The organism is Nocardia testacea NBRC 100365 (assembly GCF_000308775.1).
GTDB classification, from domain to species: Bacteria; Actinomycetota; Actinomycetes; order Mycobacteriales; family Mycobacteriaceae; genus Nocardia; species Nocardia testacea.
Genome location: NZ_BAGJ01000089.1, coordinates 1 through 15,333, shown reverse-complemented (window position 1 = coordinate 15,333; position 15,333 = coordinate 1). Strand labels below are relative to the sequence as shown.

Here is a 15,333-nt window from a genome sequence, read left to right as displayed (position 1 = left end):
CGACCACACCCTGCGCACCGTCGTCGGCATGGCCGGCATCCGGGCCGGCACCACCGACGAAGTCGCCTACTTCATCACCCGCCGAAACAGCAACGGCCAACCCTCGACGGCGCCCACAGCTACCGCGAGTTCGGGGCGGCGGGTGTGGCCGGCCGGTGATCGTCACCGCCCCCGTCTCCGTCGCTGTCACCGAATGCCGCCACCTGCACGGGATGGCTGTTGTCGTCGGTGAGGAACGACGCCAGTTCTCGTCCTTGTTCGGCGACCGCGCGGTGTTCGGTTCGAGAGAGCCGGCGCAGCGGGGTGACGGCCAGGGCGCCATCGCGGTGGGACCAGGTCGCGGCGACCCGGCCGTCGACCAGTACCACGCGCTCACCGGCGACCGAGAGGCCGCGGTGGGCGTGGTCGATGATCCGGCTGCGGTCGTGGTAGCCGAGGATCGCGTTGTCGAACGCGGGCAGGAATCGCACCGGGGCCGGGGTGTCCGGATCGGGGCGTGGTGCGTCCGGGAGGTCGAGGAGTTCGCGGCCGTGCTCGTCACGGAAGGTGAGCAACTCGTCGCGGACCGCGGTCACCGCGGTGGGTAGCCCGGCCAGGCCGCACCAGGCACGCAGATCGGCCACCGAAGCGGGACCGAACGCGGCGAGATATCGCAGCACCAGCGCCTTTCCGACCGGATCGGTGCCGTCCGGGGTGGGCGGGTCGACCGCGCGACCCAACCAGGCGGCGAGTGGCACGGTACGGGCGCCGGCCGTGCGGCGCCACAATCCGCGTGGGGGCAACTGCACGGTCGGGACGAGGGCGGCGATCACCAGTTCACCCAGTGGCCGCGGCCCGGCGGCCGGCCAGCGCGCAGCGAGTTCCCGGCCGAGTTCCGGCATCGTGCGGGATCGGCCGTCGGCCAGCAGTTCCTGGGCCGCGGCCGCGAGTTCGTCGAGGTCCACGCCGGCGAGTTCGCGGCGGTAGGTCCCGAGGACCCGCTGGCGCAACATGGCGTCGTGGCGGGCCCGCCACGCCAACGCGTCGCCGGCGGTGACGAGGTGGACCGTGCGGCGCATGAGATGGAGGCGCACCACCCGGCGGGTCGTGAGCAGTTCGTCGAGGGTCGCCGGATCGAAGGCGCGCAGCCGTGACCACAGCCCTACGAACGGTTCCTGTGGCTCCTGAGCCTGTAATCCGCACAGATGTGCCACGGCCTCGGACACCGGTAGGTCGGCGCGGTCGAGCAACAATTGCCGGGCGAGGGTGGCCCGGTTGAGCGCGCGGGCGGACAGTACGGTCATCGGGCCGGGCCGCCGTCCGCTCGGCGGCCGGAAACCGTTGTACCGCAGAGGGTCCGGCGGCGGGCAATGGATACGACCACTCCGGGCCGCGATCCGTACCGGGTTCGACGGTCCGAACCATCCGGTCGGGCACCTCGCCGGAGGTGACCGCGGCACAGGCCGGCCGGATCGCCGAGCCGCGCCGGGATGTGCGGGCCGATGGCGGTGGAGACGGCCTCGGGATGGGTGCCGGCGCGGTCTAGGCCCGCGTCCAGCGAACGGTGGACGATTCGGACGTATTCGTCACGGTAGGGATTTCCCGCCGGACCGGACGTCATGGCGCCGCGGCGGTACGGGCCGGCCCGTCTTCCGGTGCGACCGAGGGGGCGCGTTCTCATCGTGGTGTCCATTCGTGTGTCGGTCTTCCGAGTGGGGTGGCGCGCAATGGGCCACCGCAGCGGATGTGTCCGCCCCGGTGGCCCGTAGGTCATCCGTTGTATTCGCTGGTGACGTCGAGGACCCACACGACACCGAAGCGGTCGCGCAGCATCCCGTATACGGGCGCCCAGCTCGCCGGGGCCAGCGGGACGACGACCGTCGCGCCCGCGGCCAGTTTCTCCCAGTAACCCGAGACCTCCTCGGCGGTCTCGCCGCGTACGGAGACGAAGAACGCGTTCTCGCCCGGGGTATGGGCAGTCGGCGCGGGGACATCGTAGGCCATCACGCGGAAACCGTTGCCGGCCTGTACCTGCCCCCACATGATCTGGTCGGCTTCGGACTCGTTGCCTACGGCTCCGGCGTCGTTGTAGGTGATGGCGGCAAGATGACCGCCGAACACCGACTGGTAGAACTCCAGCGCCGCACGGGCCTCGCCGCGGAAGTTCAGGTGGGTGGTGGTGGTGAGGGACACGGTTGCTCCTGATTCGCACTCGGTGACTTACCGGGAGCAACATTCGCAGGGGTAGCGGACAGGATATGTCCTCTACTGCGCCCAGAATGAGAATGTGCCGAAAACTTCCGCCCGGCTGCTTGTGCTGCTGTCCCTGTTACAGGTGCGCCGGGACTGGCCGGGAACGCTACTGGCCGAAAGGCTGGAGGTCAGCCCGCGCACCGTGCGCCGCGATGTCGACCGGTTACGTGAGCTGGGCTATCCGATCGTCACCACCAAAGGCCCGGACGGCGGATACCGCCTCGGCGCCGGCAGCGCGCTCCCGCCGCTTTTGTTCGACGACGAGCAGGCCGTGGCCCTCACCCTCGCGCTGCAGATCGCCACCACCGCGGGCGCCGGACTCGAGGAACCCGCGGTGCGCGCGCTGAACACGATCCGCCAGGTGCTGCCCGCGCGCCTGCGTCACCGCATCGACGCCCTCCGGATCACCGCGGTCGAAACACCCTCGAGCCGGCCCGTCCCGGACGTGGACACCGTCGTTCTCACGACCCTCGGCGCGGCCGTTCATCACAGCGAAGTTCTGCGCTTCGACTACGCCGCCGACGGAATGGTCGAGGCACTGGGCCCGGATCGGTGCCGGGTCGCCGCCGGGTCGTGGTCGTGGGTGGGGCTGGCCGGTGCCCTCGGCAGGTTCGACGCCGATATCGAGGTTGTGGGCCCACCCGAGCTCACCGCCGCATTCGCCCGCCTGGCCCGCCGCTACGCCGACGCGGCGGACAGCGGACCCGGCATATGCTCGGCACCGGCGTGAGAGAGCAACTTTCAGCGCGTCGTCATCGCCATCCATCCACGGAGCGCCCCATGGGAAGCCGACCCCGGTCGACTCCTCGGAAACCGCCCGGAGCCGGCGGGCCACCTCGGCGTCCCCGCGCCTTCGCCGGTCACGCCACGCCGCGCCGGCATTTCCCGAAGCGCCAAGCCCTGCCGAGCGCACTCGCCGAAGGCGGGTTCGCCCGGCCGGACGCCGCGCTGCCCACCGTGGCAGAACGCGACATATTCGACTCCCCCTGCCGCGGCGACATCACCGGGCGAGCGCGGTCCGTCAGAAGTCGAAGCCACCGCCGTCGAAACCACCGCCGTCGAAACCACCCCCGTCCCCGCCCCAATCACCGCCGTCGCCCGGACCCCCGTAATCCTGCCCGCCCTCGGCGAATCCGTCCGCATAGCCTTCACCGAAGCCCTGTTCGAAGCCTTCGGCACCGTAACCCACGCCGGCCATCCCGGAGAACAGCGAGCTGAACAGCAGCGCCGAGCCCACACCCCAGGCCCCGGCGACCATGGCCGGTTTCCACCAGGGCTCGGAATACCAGCCGGCCGGGACGGGCCGGCCCGCGACGCGTCCGCCCGGGAAGTAGTTCGGCGTTCCGGCCGAAGGCCGGGGAGACGCGGCGATCCGGCGGTTGTCGAAGTCGATCACCCGGTCTTCGCTGACCTCGCCCGCGGTGTCCCGTCCCGCCAACTCGGGTACGGCGGGGCCGGGGTCCATCTCCATGGCGATCCGTGCGGCACGGATGTAGTAGAGCCCCTCGACCGCGGTCTGTTTCGCCAAGCGGGCTTGGACCGGGGTTCTGGCCTGGTCGACCTGTGAGCCCGCCGCGGTATGACGTTCGGCGGCGTCGGCGAGCGCCTGCTGGGCGGCGGGATTGCTGCCGGAGAGCTGGTAGACCTGCCCGCCGAGGCGCTCGTTGAGCCGGCGGGCGTCGGCCAGCGCGTCGGCCAGTTCGGCCGCCGCCCGCATTCTGTTCTGCCGGGACCGCCACACCAGGATCGACGCCACCAGCACGACCGCCACCGCGATCAGTAGCCACTCCATGGTCACGCACTCCTCTTGTCCGCGGAGCACCGTGCCGACCAGCGTACCCGCTGGACAGGCGTCCACGGCGTGACCAGGCACCGGCGTACGCCGCGGGGACCTGGTCGGGCCGTCACCGGGATATCGGGCGGCAGCGCCGCCGCGCGATGCCCGGGCGTACGCGGTCGCCGGGGCCGCATCTCGCCACGCGGGCCGGTTTCGGGAGTCGGAAGCACTGACCGACCCGCCGATCCTGGTTTCCCTGGAAGCCCAGTACCACATCATCATGCCGCTCGCGCGAAACGCCGACGAGCAGCTCTTCCTCTATACACCGAGCACCACTCTGTTGCTCATCGCGACCAGCCGGACCTCGGTCAGCATGGGCCGGTTCAGTGTCGCCGCCACACGGACATTGCAGTTGCTGCAATCCCCCGATCCCTGACCGGCGCAAGGGAGTGGGCCGGCGCCCGGGTCCGTCGATCAGCGGGAACCCCGCAGCGAGGCCAGCAGCCCGATCCCGGGCGCGAGTGCGCCGTCCTGACCGAGTGCGTGGAAATCCGCCGCGACCGGATCAGGATCGAGCCTTCCCGCCCGCACGGCCTGATAGCGCACCTGCGACCACACGAAGGTGTCCAGATCGTCGAACCGGGTACCGCCTTCGAGGACCTCTTCCTCGTGGAACCAGATCGCCACCCGACCACTGGTGAGCACCGTGTACAGGTTGCCGCCACCGTCGGCACCCACGGTGTACACGTCCTCGTCGGTGAGTTCGGTGCGGTAATCGCTGTCCAGCAGCCCGCAATCGTTGGCGGCGAAACCGAACCCGTAGGACCAGTCGTAGATGTCGAGGAACTGCGGCATCGTCCCGGACCGCACCCGGCGATCGAATCCGGCGAGCGCGGCGGCGGCGGCCGGCTCGAGGCGTTCCAGGAACGGCTCGACCGGCCGCACCGCGGCGCCGGGGATCTCGACCCGCGGCCGGTCGGCGAACCAACGCGTCAGGTCGGCGTCGAGATCGCGCTCGATGTAACCGATCAGGTCCGCACGGGTTATCGACATCGCCGGATCGTATGTCGCCGGATGCGCCGGCGCCACCGGCGCGAGCACCCCGGCGCCGGTGGCGGCCGGTCGCCCGGCGGGCCGCGGCGGGGGACGGGCAGAATATGCCCGGTGAGCGCAACCTTGCAGGCCGGCGGCCTGGCGGCCGGACACGCCGAACGCACCCTGTTCGCCGACCTCGATTTCACCCTCGCTCCCGGCGACGTGGTCGGCCTGGTCGGCGTGAACGGCGCCGGTAAGTCGACGCTGCTGCGTATGCTCGCCGACGGCACCCCGGACGAGGGCACTATTACCCTGAGCCCACCGGACGCCACCGTCGGCTACCTGGCGCAGGAACCCGAACGCATCGAGGGGGAGAGCGTATTCGGGTTCCTCGCCCGGCGCACCGGCGTCGCGGATGCCCAGCGGGTCATGGACGCGGCCGCCGAGCGCCTCGGCGAGGGTGGTGCCGACGACTACTCCCCCGCTCTCGAGCGCTGGCTCGCGCTCGGCGGCGCCGACCTCGACCAGCGCGCCGCGGAGGTCGCCGCGGACCTCGGCCTCACCGGTAACCTCGCGGGCGGACTGGATACGCCGATGACCGGTCTGTCCGGCGGGCAGGCCGCCCGTGCGGGTCTCGCCTCGGTGCTGCTGTCACGCTTCGACATCCTGCTGCTCGACGAACCCACCAACGATCTCGATCTCGACGGCCTCGAACGCCTCGAACGGTTCGTCACCGGGGTGCGCACGCCGCTCATGATCATCAGCCACGACCGGGAGTTCCTGACCCGCACCGTGACCAGCGTGCTCGAACTCGATCTCGCCCAGCAGCAGGTCGGCTTCTACGACGGCGGCTACGACGCCTATCTGGCCGAGCGCGAGATCGCGCGCCGGCACGCCCGTCAGGCCTACGACGACTACGCGGCCACCCGCGCCGGGCTGGAGGCCCGGGCGCTCATGCAACGCAACTGGCTCGAACACGGTGTGCGGAACGCGCGCCGCAAGAGCAAGAACGACTCGGACAAGGCCGGCCGCAAGATGCGCGCCGAATCCACCGAGAAACAGGCCGCCAAGGCCCGCCAGACGCAACGCCGTATAGAGCGGCTCGACGTGGTGGAGGAACCACGCAAAGAGTGGGAACTGCGGATGACGATCGCGACCGCGCCCCGCAGCGGCACCGTCGTCGCGACGGCCGCCGCGGCCACCGTCACACGCGGCGCGTTCACCCTCGGGCCGGTGACCACCCGGATCGATTGGGCCGACCGCATCGTCGTGTCCGGGGTCAACGGCTCCGGTAAATCCACCCTGCTCGCACTGTTGCTCGGCAAGCTGGCTCCCGACACCGGGACGGCGGCACTGGGGTCCGGCGTGCGGGTCGGCGAGGTCGACCAGGCGCGCGGCCTGTTCCGCGGGGACGCCGCGCTCGCGGCCACCTTCGGCGCGGCGGTGCCCGACTGGCCGGACGCCGAGGTGCGCACCCTGCTCGCCAAGTTCGGTCTACGCGGCCCGCACGTGCACCGCGCCTGCGACACCCTGTCCCCGGGCGAACGCACCCGGGCCGCGCTGGCGCTGCTCCAGGCCCGCGGCGTGAACCTGCTCGTCCTGGACGAGCCGACCAATCATCTCGATCTGCCGGCCATCGAGCAGCTCGAGGAGGCTGTCGACTCGTTCACCGGCACACTCCTGCTGGTGACGCACGACCGGCGGATGCTGGATTCGGTGCGCGCCACCCGGCGCTGGCATCTGGCCGGCGGACGGCTCCACGAGGAATAGGCGAATGCCGCGGCGTCAGCGTCGTACGGGTTCGTCGATCAGTTCGGACGGGGCCTCCCCCGACGCGAACGCGGCCACCGCGGCCAGCTCGTCACCGACCGACTCGTGGGTCTTCTCCTCGGCCCCTCCCCTACGACGGTCGTCGGTGAAGAAGGAGAAGATCGCGCCGAGCACGCAGCAGATGAGCGCGAAGGTGAAGGCGGCGCTGAGACCGTCGGCGAACGGGTCGCTGATCAGGTGCGGGAAGAACTCGAGTCCGGTCAGATGATCGACGGCGGTCTGCGGCAGCCCGTGCAGCGCCTCGCCGCCGACCTGCTGGATGGGGTTGTAGCCGAGGAAGGCCGCGAACAGGATGCCGACCGTCGGCAGCGCGGCGATGCCCTGAGCAGGGGTGTCCGCCATACCACCCGCGGTCAGCCCGTCGAACATGGCGGCCGGCAGGTGCGCGCTCAGTCCGGCGATCATCAGCGAGAAGAACAGTCCGATCGACAGCACCATCGCCGCGTTCTGGAAGGTCGTCATCATGCCGGCGCCCGAGCCACGGGAGGTATCCGGCAGGGAGTTCATCACCAGGGCGCGATTCGGCGAGGAGAACAGGCCCATGCCGATGCCGTTGATCAGCAGGATCAGCGCGAACACCCAGTAGGAGAAGTCGACCGGCAGGGCGATCAGGCCGGCGAAGGTCCCCGCGGTGACGATCATGCCGGTGGTGGTGAACGCCCTGGTGCCGAACCGGTCCGACAGTGCGCCGGAAAGCGGTGCGCTGAGCAGGAAGCCGATCGTCATCGGCACCATGTAGATACCGGCCCACAGCGGGGTGCGGGAGTAGTCGTAGCCATGTTGCGGCAACCAGATGCCCTGCAGCCAGATGATGAGGATGAACTGCAGACCGCCGCGGCCGATCGAGGCCATCAGATTGGCGGCATTACCGAATGCGAAGGAGCGGTTCCGGAACAACGACAACTCGAACAGCGGGCTCTCGACCTTCGTTTCGATGTACACGAAGACGCCGAGTACGACGCAGCCACCGATGATCGCCGTCAACACCCAGGGATTCGCCCAGCCCATATCGGAGTCGCCATACGGCTGGATGCCGTAGGTGATGCCGACCAGGATCGCGACGAGACCGACCGCGAATGTCGCATTGCCCCACCAGTCCATCTTCGCCCGCTTGCGTACCCCGGTGTCGCGTAGCTTCAGATAGGCCCAGACGGTACCGACGACCCCGAACGGCACGGAGACGAGGAAGATGTAGTGCCACTGGATGGGCGCCAGCACACCGCCCACGAGCAGGCCCAGGAACGAACCGGCAATGGCGGCGACACCGTTGATACCCATGGCGAGTCCACGTTGGTCGGCGGGGAACGCGTCGGTGAGGATGGCGGAACTGTTGGCCATGAGAAAGGCGCCGCCGATGCCCTGGACAACCCGCCAGGCGATCAGCCAGATCGCCGCCGCGGGACCGTCGAACCAGGTGATCGCCAGGAAGATCGAGGACACGGTGAAGATGGCGAAACCCATGTTGTACATGCGGGCGCGGCCGAACATGTCACCGAGACGGCCGAAGCCGACCACGAGTACGGCGGTGACGACGAGGAACCCCATCATCATCCACAGCAGGTAGCCGGTGTTCCCGGACTCCAGCGGGTTGAGGTCGATGCCCTTGAAGATATCGGGCAGTGCGATCAGCACGATGGACGAATTGATCGTGGCGATCAGCATGCCGAGGGTGGTGTTGGAGAGCGCGATCCATTTGTAGTGCGGTCCGAGATCCGCCGGATGCGCGGCAGCCGCTCGGCTGACGGGCGTGGTCATGGATGGCTCCTTCGAGCGATGGTTCAAGGAAGGGCTGCGCCGCACTGCGCATCGCCTGTGGGTACTGGGCGGACTAGGTCATTCCGAGGGCACCGGCCAGAATCGCGACTCCCCGGCCGACCGTCAGACGGTCGGCCGGGGTGAGGCTGCCGACGGCCTCGGCGAGTACCTGTGCTCGCCGGGTCCGGGCATCGGCGATCAGTGCGATCCCGGCCGGTGTCGGATTCAGCAGACGGGCGCGCCCGTCATCGGGGTCGGGGGTGCGCTCGACGTATCCGTGCCCCTCGAGGACGGCCACGATCCGGGAGATCGTCGGCGCCGAGACCGATTCCCGTTCGGCCAGGCCGGACAGCCGGATCGGAGCGTGGTTGATGATCGTCCACAGCGCCGAGGCGACACCCGCGCTGAGATTGCGGCTCTGCCCACGGGTTCGCAGCGTCCGGTTGATCCGGGTGAGCAGGTGATACAGCGTCGCGATCTCGGCGGGGGTGCCCAGCGCGCCGGTCGCGGCCGTACCCTCCATCGCGCCCATCTTTCGTTTGTTCGTTCGCAAGAGATTTTCGTTCGTGCCGTAATTAATTGCTTCCGCTAAGTAATCACACTGTACCCCGCCCGGCCCGCGGGATGCGGCCGGTGTCGGCGTGTGCGACCGGCCGCACCGGCGTCACCGGCGGTGCGGTGCCCGGTAACAGTGGTTTCCCCGGCAGAGCCCGGCGGTGGATACCGCGGGACCGAGCCGATGCCGCAAACTGTCCGGTGATGAAACTGCCCGTGCTCCCCGACCTACCGATTCGCGGCGTTCTCGATCACCTCGTCGAGACGTCGGCCGAACACGGAACCGCCGTGCTGGTGGCGCCACCGGGGACCGGGAAGACGACCCTGCTGCCCTTGGCGCTGGCGCAGCACGCCACCGGGCGGGTGGTCGTGGCCGAGCCGCGACGACTGGCGGCTCGGGCCGCGGCCGGGCGGATGGCCGCGCTACTGGGCGAGCAGGTGGGTGACACCGTCGGCTACTCGGTCCGGGGGGACCGGCGCGTGGGGCGGCGGACCCGGATCGAGGTCGTGACATCCGGACTCCTGGTGCGCCGGTTACAGGACGATCCCGAACTGACCGGGGTCGAGGTGATCGTGCTCGACGAATGCCACGAACGGCACCTCGACGCCGATCTCCTCTTGGCGCTGCTGCTGGACGCCCGCGCCGGGCTGCGACCGGATCTGCGAGTGCTCGCGACATCGGCGACCGTTGCGGCCGAACGCCTCTCGACGCTGCTGGGCGAGCAGCACCCCGCACCCGTCGTGCAGGTCGAGGGGCGAACTCATCCGGTGGAGACGACATACCTTCCGCCGCTGCCGCGGGAGCGGTTCGAAGCCCACGTCGCGCGCGCCACCCGTGCCGCACTCGCCGCGACCGAGGGCGACGTCCTGGTCTTCCTGCCCGGTGCCGCCGAAATCCGCAGGGTGACGGCCCTTCTGGACGACCTGTCCGATATCGACATCGTGCCGTTACACGGCAGACTTTCGGCGGCGTCGCAGGACACGGCGTTACGGCCCGGACCCCGGCGGCGGGTGGTGCCGGCGACGGCGGTGGCGGAGTCGAGCCTGACGGTGCCGGGAGTACGGGCGGTGGTGGATTCCGGACTCGCCCGGGTCCCCCGCATCGATCGTGCCCGGGGCCTGTCCGGTCTGGCCACCGTGCGGGTTTCGGCGGCGGTGGCCGAGCAGCGAGCCGGGCGGGCCGGGCGGGAGGCTCCGGGACACGTATGGCGCTGCTGGCCCGAATACGAGCACGGCACGCTGCCCGCCTACCCGGAACCGGAGATCCGGACCGCCGACCTGACGCGCTTGGCGCTGGAGCTGGCGTGCTGGGGTACCTCCGACGGGCAGGGCCTGACCTGGTGGGACGCGCCACCGGCCGGGGGGTTGGCGGCCGGGCGGGAGGTATTGCGCGCCCTGGGGGCCGTCGGCGGAGACGGTGCGGTGACCGACCGCGGGCGGCGTATGGCCCGCATCGGACTGCATCCGCGGCTGGCGCGGGCATTGCTCGACGGCGCGGCCGTGGTCGGTCCGCGGGCGGCGGCGGAGGTCGTCACCGTACTCGACGACGACAGTCATCTGTCCGGCGTCGATCTCGCGGCCGGTCTGCGGGCGCTGCGGCGCGAACGGCCGGTGCGCTGGCGGCGGGAGATCGATCGGCTGGCCCGGTCGGTCGACGGGCCGGCGGGCGAAGACGATCCGGCGCTCATCGTCGCATTGGCCCATCCGGAACGGCTGGCGCGCCGGCGCGGCCCGGGTTCGACCAGTTATCTCATGGCCGGCGGGACCGCGGTGACGCTGCCGCCCGGTGCCGGAACAGGTGCCGCCGAGTGGCTGGCGGTCGGCGTCGCGACGCGCGATCCCGGCCGGGCCGAAGGGGTCGTACGGTTGGCCGCGGTCGCCGATGAACAGCTGGCCCGGCGAGCCGCCTCGAACCTGCTGACCACCGTCGACGAAATAGATTGGATCGACGGCGAGGTGGTCGCGCGGCGCACCGAGCGGCTGGGTGCGATCACCCTGTCGGCCACCCCGATTTCCGACCCCGAACCCCGGTTGCTCGGCGCGGCGATACGGCGCGGGCTGAATTCGACCGGGCTCGGTCTCCTGTCCTGGACCGCGGATGCGCGCACCCTACGTCAGCGCCTCGATTTCCTGCACCGCACACTCGGCGACCCCTGGCCGCCCGTCGACGACGAGTCACTGCTCGCCGACGCGGAGACCTGGCTCGGCCCCGAACTCGCCACCGCCCGCCGCCGCGCCGACCTCGAACGCATCGACGCAGGTCAGGCACTGCGCCGCCTGCTGCCCTGGCCGGAGGCCGCCCGCTTGGACGAACTGGCGCCCGAGCGGGCCGAGGTCCCCTCCGGCAGCCGTCCCCGGCTCGACTATTCGACCGACCCGCCGGTGCTCGCGGTCAAGGTGCAGGAGATTTTCGGCTGGACCGACACACCACGCCTGGCCGGCGGACGTGTTCCGGTGGTGCTGCACCTGCTCTCCCCGGCTCAGCGCCCGATCGCGGTGACCACGAATCTCACCTCGTTCTGGCGGACCGGCTGGCCCAGGGTCCGCGCCGATCTCCGCGGCCGCTACCCCAAACATGCCTGGCCGGAGGACCCGGCCACCGTGCCCGCCCACCGGGGCACCGCCGGCAATGCGGGCCGCGACCGGCCGGCGCCACCACGCTGAGCCACGCTTCGGCGTGCCCGCACGGTCCGCCGGACCCGGTTTCCGGTCACGCCCGCACCGGCGACCGGCCGAAGACGCCGGGGTGATTGCGCTGTGATTGCCGGGTCCCGCAGACTTGGGGCCGGGCAACGGTCCGGCTCAGCGCGCACCGGGAGGTCAGGGGTGACGATTCATCGCACGCTCACGCTCGTCGCAGCCGTGTTGCTCGCCGTGGTGGGCTGCGGTGACGATTCCGGCCCGCGGACCGGCGACGCGAGAACTCCGGCGGCGCCCGTCCCGCCGCCGGAGTTCTGGTCGCAATCCGCCGACAGCCCGCAGCAGCAGACGGCCGTCGCCGAGGCGACCCGGCAGATCGACGTCTGCGCCCTCCTCCCCCGCGACACCCTCGACGACCTGGGCCTCGGCGAAATCCAGAGCGTCACCGTCGGCCTGTACTCGTGCCGGGCCACCCTCGGTGCCGCGGGCGACGCCGCCACACTCACCTGGCATTCGACCCTGCTTCCCCCACTCACCCCTAATCGCGGCCGCACCGAACAACTCGGTGAGGTGACCGCCCTGGTGGTCCCCGGCCGTGACGGCGATCCGCGTGCCTGCGGCGCCACCGTCCGCTTTCCGGCGGGCGCCGCCTTCTACCTCGATGTCTCGGTTCCGGACCGCGATTCGTGCGCGGTCGCCGATGGTTTGCTGCCCGGTATGATCGAGCGCTGGCGGCAGTCGCCGGCCCAGGGCACCTCTCCCGATACCGCCCCCACGGTGCTGCTCGGCGCCGACCCGTGCGCGGTGCGCGCGAAACTGACCGGCACCGCCGATACCGACGAGCGCCGGCTGACCCAATGCCTGTTCCGGTACCGGGACGAAACCGTCACGGTGGTGTACGACTACCGCGTTCCCGACCAGATGCCGGCCCGCAGCACCGAGGAGAAGATCGACGACCGCACCGTGTTCCGCACGACCTCGCTCTACGACAGCAGTATCCCGATCTATTCCGCCGCGGTCGGCCCCGAACTACCCGCCAGCAGCACCGCTTTCGTTTCCCGTGTCCCGGCCGTCGAGGTCACCTCGGCCACCGACGACGTCGCCCGCCAAGTGATGGCCCAGGTCCTGACACTGTTCCCGCGGTGAGCCCCGGCGGCCCGCACGGGCGTCGTGCGCGCGGGCCCCGCGAGGGCTACCGCGTCCGCGGCAGGAACCGATCGTCCAGGAGACCGGCGTAGTCGGGGAGCCGGGTCCCGGCGGGGATCGAACCCTGGGTTTCGGCCCAGGTGCCGAGTTCGGTGAGCTTCGGGGCGAGACCGGGATCCAGTTGCAGGGTGAAGTCGAATTGCGAGAGGACTTTCCGCAGCAGGCCGGGGTCGAGCTGGGTCGCGCCGGCGACAGCGCCGACGGCGGTATCGGAGATCTTCTCCAATTCGGCGCCCGCGTCGTCGAGCGCGGCGAAGAAGGCGGCGATGGCGGGGCTCTTCGCGGCGATCGCCGCCTGGGTGGCCAGGTAGAGACTGTGCTGGCTGTAGCTGACGCCGGCGAGCTCGACCGCGTCGGCGCCCAGGGCCTGGACCACCTGCGCCTGATAGGGCTGGAAGATCGACACGGCGTCGACATTGCGCTGGGTGGCGGCGGTGACCGTCGCCGACGGGGAGACCTGCACCAGATTCGCCGCCACGGCGTGCTGTGCCAGCGTATCGGCCGCGAAATAGGCCGCGCTCGTACCGAGCGGGGTACCGATCGACTTACCCGCCAGATCATCGACGCTGTCTATCCCAGCGCTCCGACGCGCGACTATCCGGGATCCCTCCCAGCGGGCGCCGTCGCCGACCACGCGCAACGACGGCGAGCGCGTCAGGACAGCGGAAGTGGGCGCGTCGGCGGCGGTGGCGATATCGACCTGGCCGGCGGAGACGGCCTGCAGCGCCTCGATACCGGAGGGGAAGTTCACGACCTGGACCTGCACGCCGTGCTTGCGCGTCGCCGACCGGATGTCGAGCAGCCGGTCGGCCCATTCGAGCGCCGGCGCCGGCCACGCCATATCGTCGTAGTGCCGATCGGCCCGGCACTATGACTTTCACCCGGCGCCGAGAGCGGCCCTGGTTCAGGACGGGTTTGTCAGTCCGCTGTATCGAATGCTCTCCGCCGCACACCGAAACGCGCGAGCAAGCTGGTTGTGACCAGCCCGAATATCGATCTTCCGCCCCCTCGAACGGGCGAGTTCTTTCCGGACGCGAACCAGACCTGGAAATTCGCCGGGTTGACCGGAAGCGAGATGTGCTCGTGGGTTATCGCCCAGGTACCGTCCGTCCGTCGCAGGCAGACTGTCTCGCGTACCCATATCGGTAGCTCGATGCCGCAGCGGCGCGTTCCCGAGTCGAGGTGGAGCATGTGGGCGAAAGCCGTGTTTTCAGAAGTGCTGACGGCCACATCGTGGGTTTTCAAGCCGATGGGACCGATATACCCGTCGAACCACCGCACGAAGTTGCGGCGCACTTCATCCGAACCCGTGAACCGCAAGGGTGCGACGGCATCGTAATAGACGATATCCGGTGCATAGAAAGACATGAGGCGATCGATGTCTTTGGACCGCTGCGCCTCTGTCCGGCTCTCCAGGAGCGCCCTGACCTGGGCTTCATACGAGGTCATCGTGTCTCCGCTCAAGATTTCTCGGCTACCGCCGGCCGGCTGACGGCCGACTCTGTGCTTGCACGTATCCGACGACGCGGCCCGGCCGGATGTGAGGTGAAAACTCGAATGCGCATATCTACATTTCGACACTTCTCGAACGGCATGCTCCGATCCTGCTGATACCCGCCGCAGCCGACCGGTCCACACACCGGGATCAGATCTCGGAGGGGTCGTCCGGGACCTCGGAGGCAACGGCGCGGCTGCCCGCCGAGCCCGCGAGCAGGACGGCGAATCCGTCCAGGTGCCGCGCGAGTCCGTATTCGAACAGTCCGTCGAGGTCCGCGGTCGTATCCTCCGGAGCCGCCGCGAGCCGGGGGAATCGGCCGGTGCCGAGCAACTCGTGGGCACGGGTACGCGCCGCGGCCCGCCACCCGTCGAGCGTGACACCGGTGCTCTGTTCGGCCTCGGCCTCCTCCGCCACCGATATCGCCGCGGCGAGGACGAGCGAATGCAGCGTCAGGGCTTCGCGCATCCGGACCTCCGCGGACAGTCCCGTCCCGTCCAGGGCCCGCAGGATCCATTCGGTCTGCGCCATCGTATTGAGCGCGAGTAGGGGGCGGGTGAACGAGACGACGCGCGGCAGCCACAGATGCCGTCGGCACAACTGCCACTGCAGGCGGGCGATCCGCTCGAGGTCGTGCCGCCAGCCGAGCACCCCGGGCTCCGGGAGGTCCAGTTCCCCGAACGCCGCGTCGGCCATCTGGGTGAGCAGTTCGTCCTTGTTGGCCACAAACCGGTACAGCGACATCGGGCCCGTGCCGAGCTCGGCCGCCAGCCGTCGCATCGAGACGGCCTCGAGCCCTTCGGTATCC

At 70.2% G+C, this 15,333-nt stretch carries 14 protein-coding genes; 5 read left to right on the top strand and 9 right to left on the bottom strand.

The window, feature by feature from the left end; all coding sequences use genetic code 11:
* Nucleotides 1-119: 119 nt before the first annotated feature.
* Nucleotides 120-1,283, bottom strand: coding sequence for a winged helix DNA-binding domain-containing protein (locus ON38_RS12640; protein ID WP_083872610.1), 1,164 nt, complete (start codon nucleotides 1,281-1,283; stop codon nucleotides 120-122).
* A 466-nt stretch (nucleotides 1,284-1,749) separates the two neighbouring features.
* Entirely contained in the window at nucleotides 1,750-2,172 is a 423-nt protein-coding gene (locus ON38_RS12635; protein WP_039824956.1) for a VOC family protein, read from the bottom strand.
* A 94-nt stretch (nucleotides 2,173-2,266) separates the two neighbouring features.
* On the opposite strand from ON38_RS12635, the gene ON38_RS12630 reads away from it, so the two are divergent.
* Nucleotides 2,267-2,962 (top strand): HTH domain-containing protein, encoded by a 696-nt coding sequence (locus ON38_RS12630; RefSeq protein ID WP_039824955.1) that lies wholly within the window; start codon nucleotides 2,267-2,269, stop codon nucleotides 2,960-2,962.
* 291 nt (nucleotides 2,963-3,253) lie between these two features.
* On the opposite strand, the gene ON38_RS12625 is transcribed toward ON38_RS12630, so the two are convergent.
* Nucleotides 3,254-4,024: a hypothetical protein gene (locus ON38_RS12625; RefSeq protein ID WP_039824954.1), complete on the bottom strand. Its 771-nt coding sequence runs from the start codon at nucleotides 4,022-4,024 to the stop codon at nucleotides 3,254-3,256.
* 265 nt (nucleotides 4,025-4,289) lie between these two features.
* On the opposite strand from ON38_RS12625, the gene ON38_RS36015 reads away from it, so the two are divergent.
* Nucleotides 4,290-4,445, top strand: a complete 156-nt coding sequence (locus ON38_RS36015) for a hypothetical protein (RefSeq protein WP_157181756.1) — start codon at nucleotides 4,290-4,292, stop codon at nucleotides 4,443-4,445.
* A 38-nt stretch (nucleotides 4,446-4,483) separates the two neighbouring features.
* On the opposite strand, the gene ON38_RS12620 is transcribed toward ON38_RS36015, so the two are convergent.
* Complete coding sequence (locus ON38_RS12620; RefSeq protein WP_039825014.1) at nucleotides 4,484-5,062, bottom strand: hypothetical protein; 579 nt, start codon at nucleotides 5,060-5,062, stop codon at nucleotides 4,484-4,486.
* Between the two features lie 111 nt (nucleotides 5,063-5,173).
* Between ON38_RS12620 and ON38_RS12615 the strand changes: the two genes are divergently transcribed.
* Nucleotides 5,174-6,814: an ABC-F family ATP-binding cassette domain-containing protein gene (locus ON38_RS12615; protein ID WP_039824953.1), complete on the top strand. Its 1,641-nt coding sequence runs from the start codon at nucleotides 5,174-5,176 to the stop codon at nucleotides 6,812-6,814.
* A gap of 15 nt (nucleotides 6,815-6,829) precedes the next feature.
* On the opposite strand, the gene ON38_RS12610 is transcribed toward ON38_RS12615, so the two are convergent.
* Complete coding sequence (locus ON38_RS12610; protein ID WP_039824952.1) at nucleotides 6,830-8,629, bottom strand: MFS transporter; 1,800 nt, start codon at nucleotides 8,627-8,629, stop codon at nucleotides 6,830-6,832.
* A 73-nt stretch (nucleotides 8,630-8,702) separates the two neighbouring features.
* On the bottom strand, nucleotides 8,703-9,161 hold the full coding sequence (locus ON38_RS12605; protein ID WP_051164667.1) for a MarR family winged helix-turn-helix transcriptional regulator: 459 nt from the start codon (nucleotides 9,159-9,161) through the stop codon (nucleotides 8,703-8,705).
* A 227-nt stretch (nucleotides 9,162-9,388) separates the two neighbouring features.
* On the opposite strand from ON38_RS12605, the gene hrpB reads away from it, so the two are divergent.
* Both hrpB and ON38_RS12595 read left to right on the top strand, forming a co-directional pair.
* Complete coding sequence (hrpB, locus tag ON38_RS12600; protein WP_039825012.1) at nucleotides 9,389-11,848, top strand: ATP-dependent helicase HrpB; 2,460 nt, start codon at nucleotides 9,389-9,391, stop codon at nucleotides 11,846-11,848.
* Between the two features lie 162 nt (nucleotides 11,849-12,010).
* Nucleotides 12,011-12,970 carry a peptidase gene (locus ON38_RS12595; protein ID WP_085995399.1) on the top strand — a complete coding sequence of 320 codons (960 nt, stop codon included), beginning with the start codon at nucleotides 12,011-12,013 and terminating at the stop codon, nucleotides 12,968-12,970.
* A gap of 46 nt (nucleotides 12,971-13,016) precedes the next feature.
* Here the strand turns inward: ON38_RS12595 and ON38_RS12590 are convergent, their stop codons facing one another.
* From ON38_RS12590 to ON38_RS12580, 3 genes are all read right to left on the bottom strand, one after another.
* Nucleotides 13,017-13,871 (bottom strand): ABC transporter substrate-binding protein, encoded by an 855-nt coding sequence (locus ON38_RS12590; protein WP_083872608.1) that lies wholly within the window; start codon nucleotides 13,869-13,871, stop codon nucleotides 13,017-13,019.
* A gap of 77 nt (nucleotides 13,872-13,948) precedes the next feature.
* On the bottom strand, nucleotides 13,949-14,479 hold the full coding sequence (locus ON38_RS12585; RefSeq protein ID WP_039824951.1) for a YybH family protein: 531 nt from the start codon (nucleotides 14,477-14,479) through the stop codon (nucleotides 13,949-13,951).
* 196 nt (nucleotides 14,480-14,675) lie between these two features.
* Nucleotides 14,676-15,333, bottom strand: a 658-nt coding sequence (locus tag ON38_RS12580; protein WP_157181755.1) for a TetR/AcrR family transcriptional regulator, incomplete at its 5' end; no start/stop codon positions are given.

Bases quoted from the DNA above. Each gene is read 5' to 3' on its own strand.
- ON38_RS12640 (WP_083872610.1), bottom strand. From the start codon at position 1,283: ATGACCGTACTGTCCGCCCGCGCGCTCAACCGGGCCACCCTCGCCCGG.
- ON38_RS12625 (WP_039824954.1), bottom strand. From the start codon at position 4,024: ATGGAGTGGCTACTGATCGCGGTGGCGGTCGTGCTGGTGGCGTCGATC.
- ON38_RS36015 (WP_157181756.1), top strand. From the start codon at position 4,290: ATGCCGCTCGCGCGAAACGCCGACGAGCAGCTCTTCCTCTATACACCG.
- ON38_RS12620 (WP_039825014.1), bottom strand. From the start codon at position 5,062: ATGTCGATAACCCGTGCGGACCTGATCGGTTACATCGAGCGCGATCTC.
- ON38_RS12610 (WP_039824952.1), bottom strand. From the start codon at position 8,629: ATGACCACGCCCGTCAGCCGAGCGGCTGCCGCGCATCCGGCGGATCTC.
- ON38_RS12605 (WP_051164667.1), bottom strand. From the start codon at position 9,161: ATGGGCGCGATGGAGGGTACGGCCGCGACCGGCGCGCTGGGCACCCCC.
- hrpB (WP_039825012.1), top strand. From the start codon at position 9,389: ATGAAACTGCCCGTGCTCCCCGACCTACCGATTCGCGGCGTTCTCGAT.
- ON38_RS12590 (WP_083872608.1), bottom strand. From the start codon at position 13,871: ATGGCGTGGCCGGCGCCGGCGCTCGAATGGGCCGACCGGCTGCTCGAC.
- ON38_RS12585 (WP_039824951.1), bottom strand. From the start codon at position 14,479: ATGACCTCGTATGAAGCCCAGGTCAGGGCGCTCCTGGAGAGCCGGACA.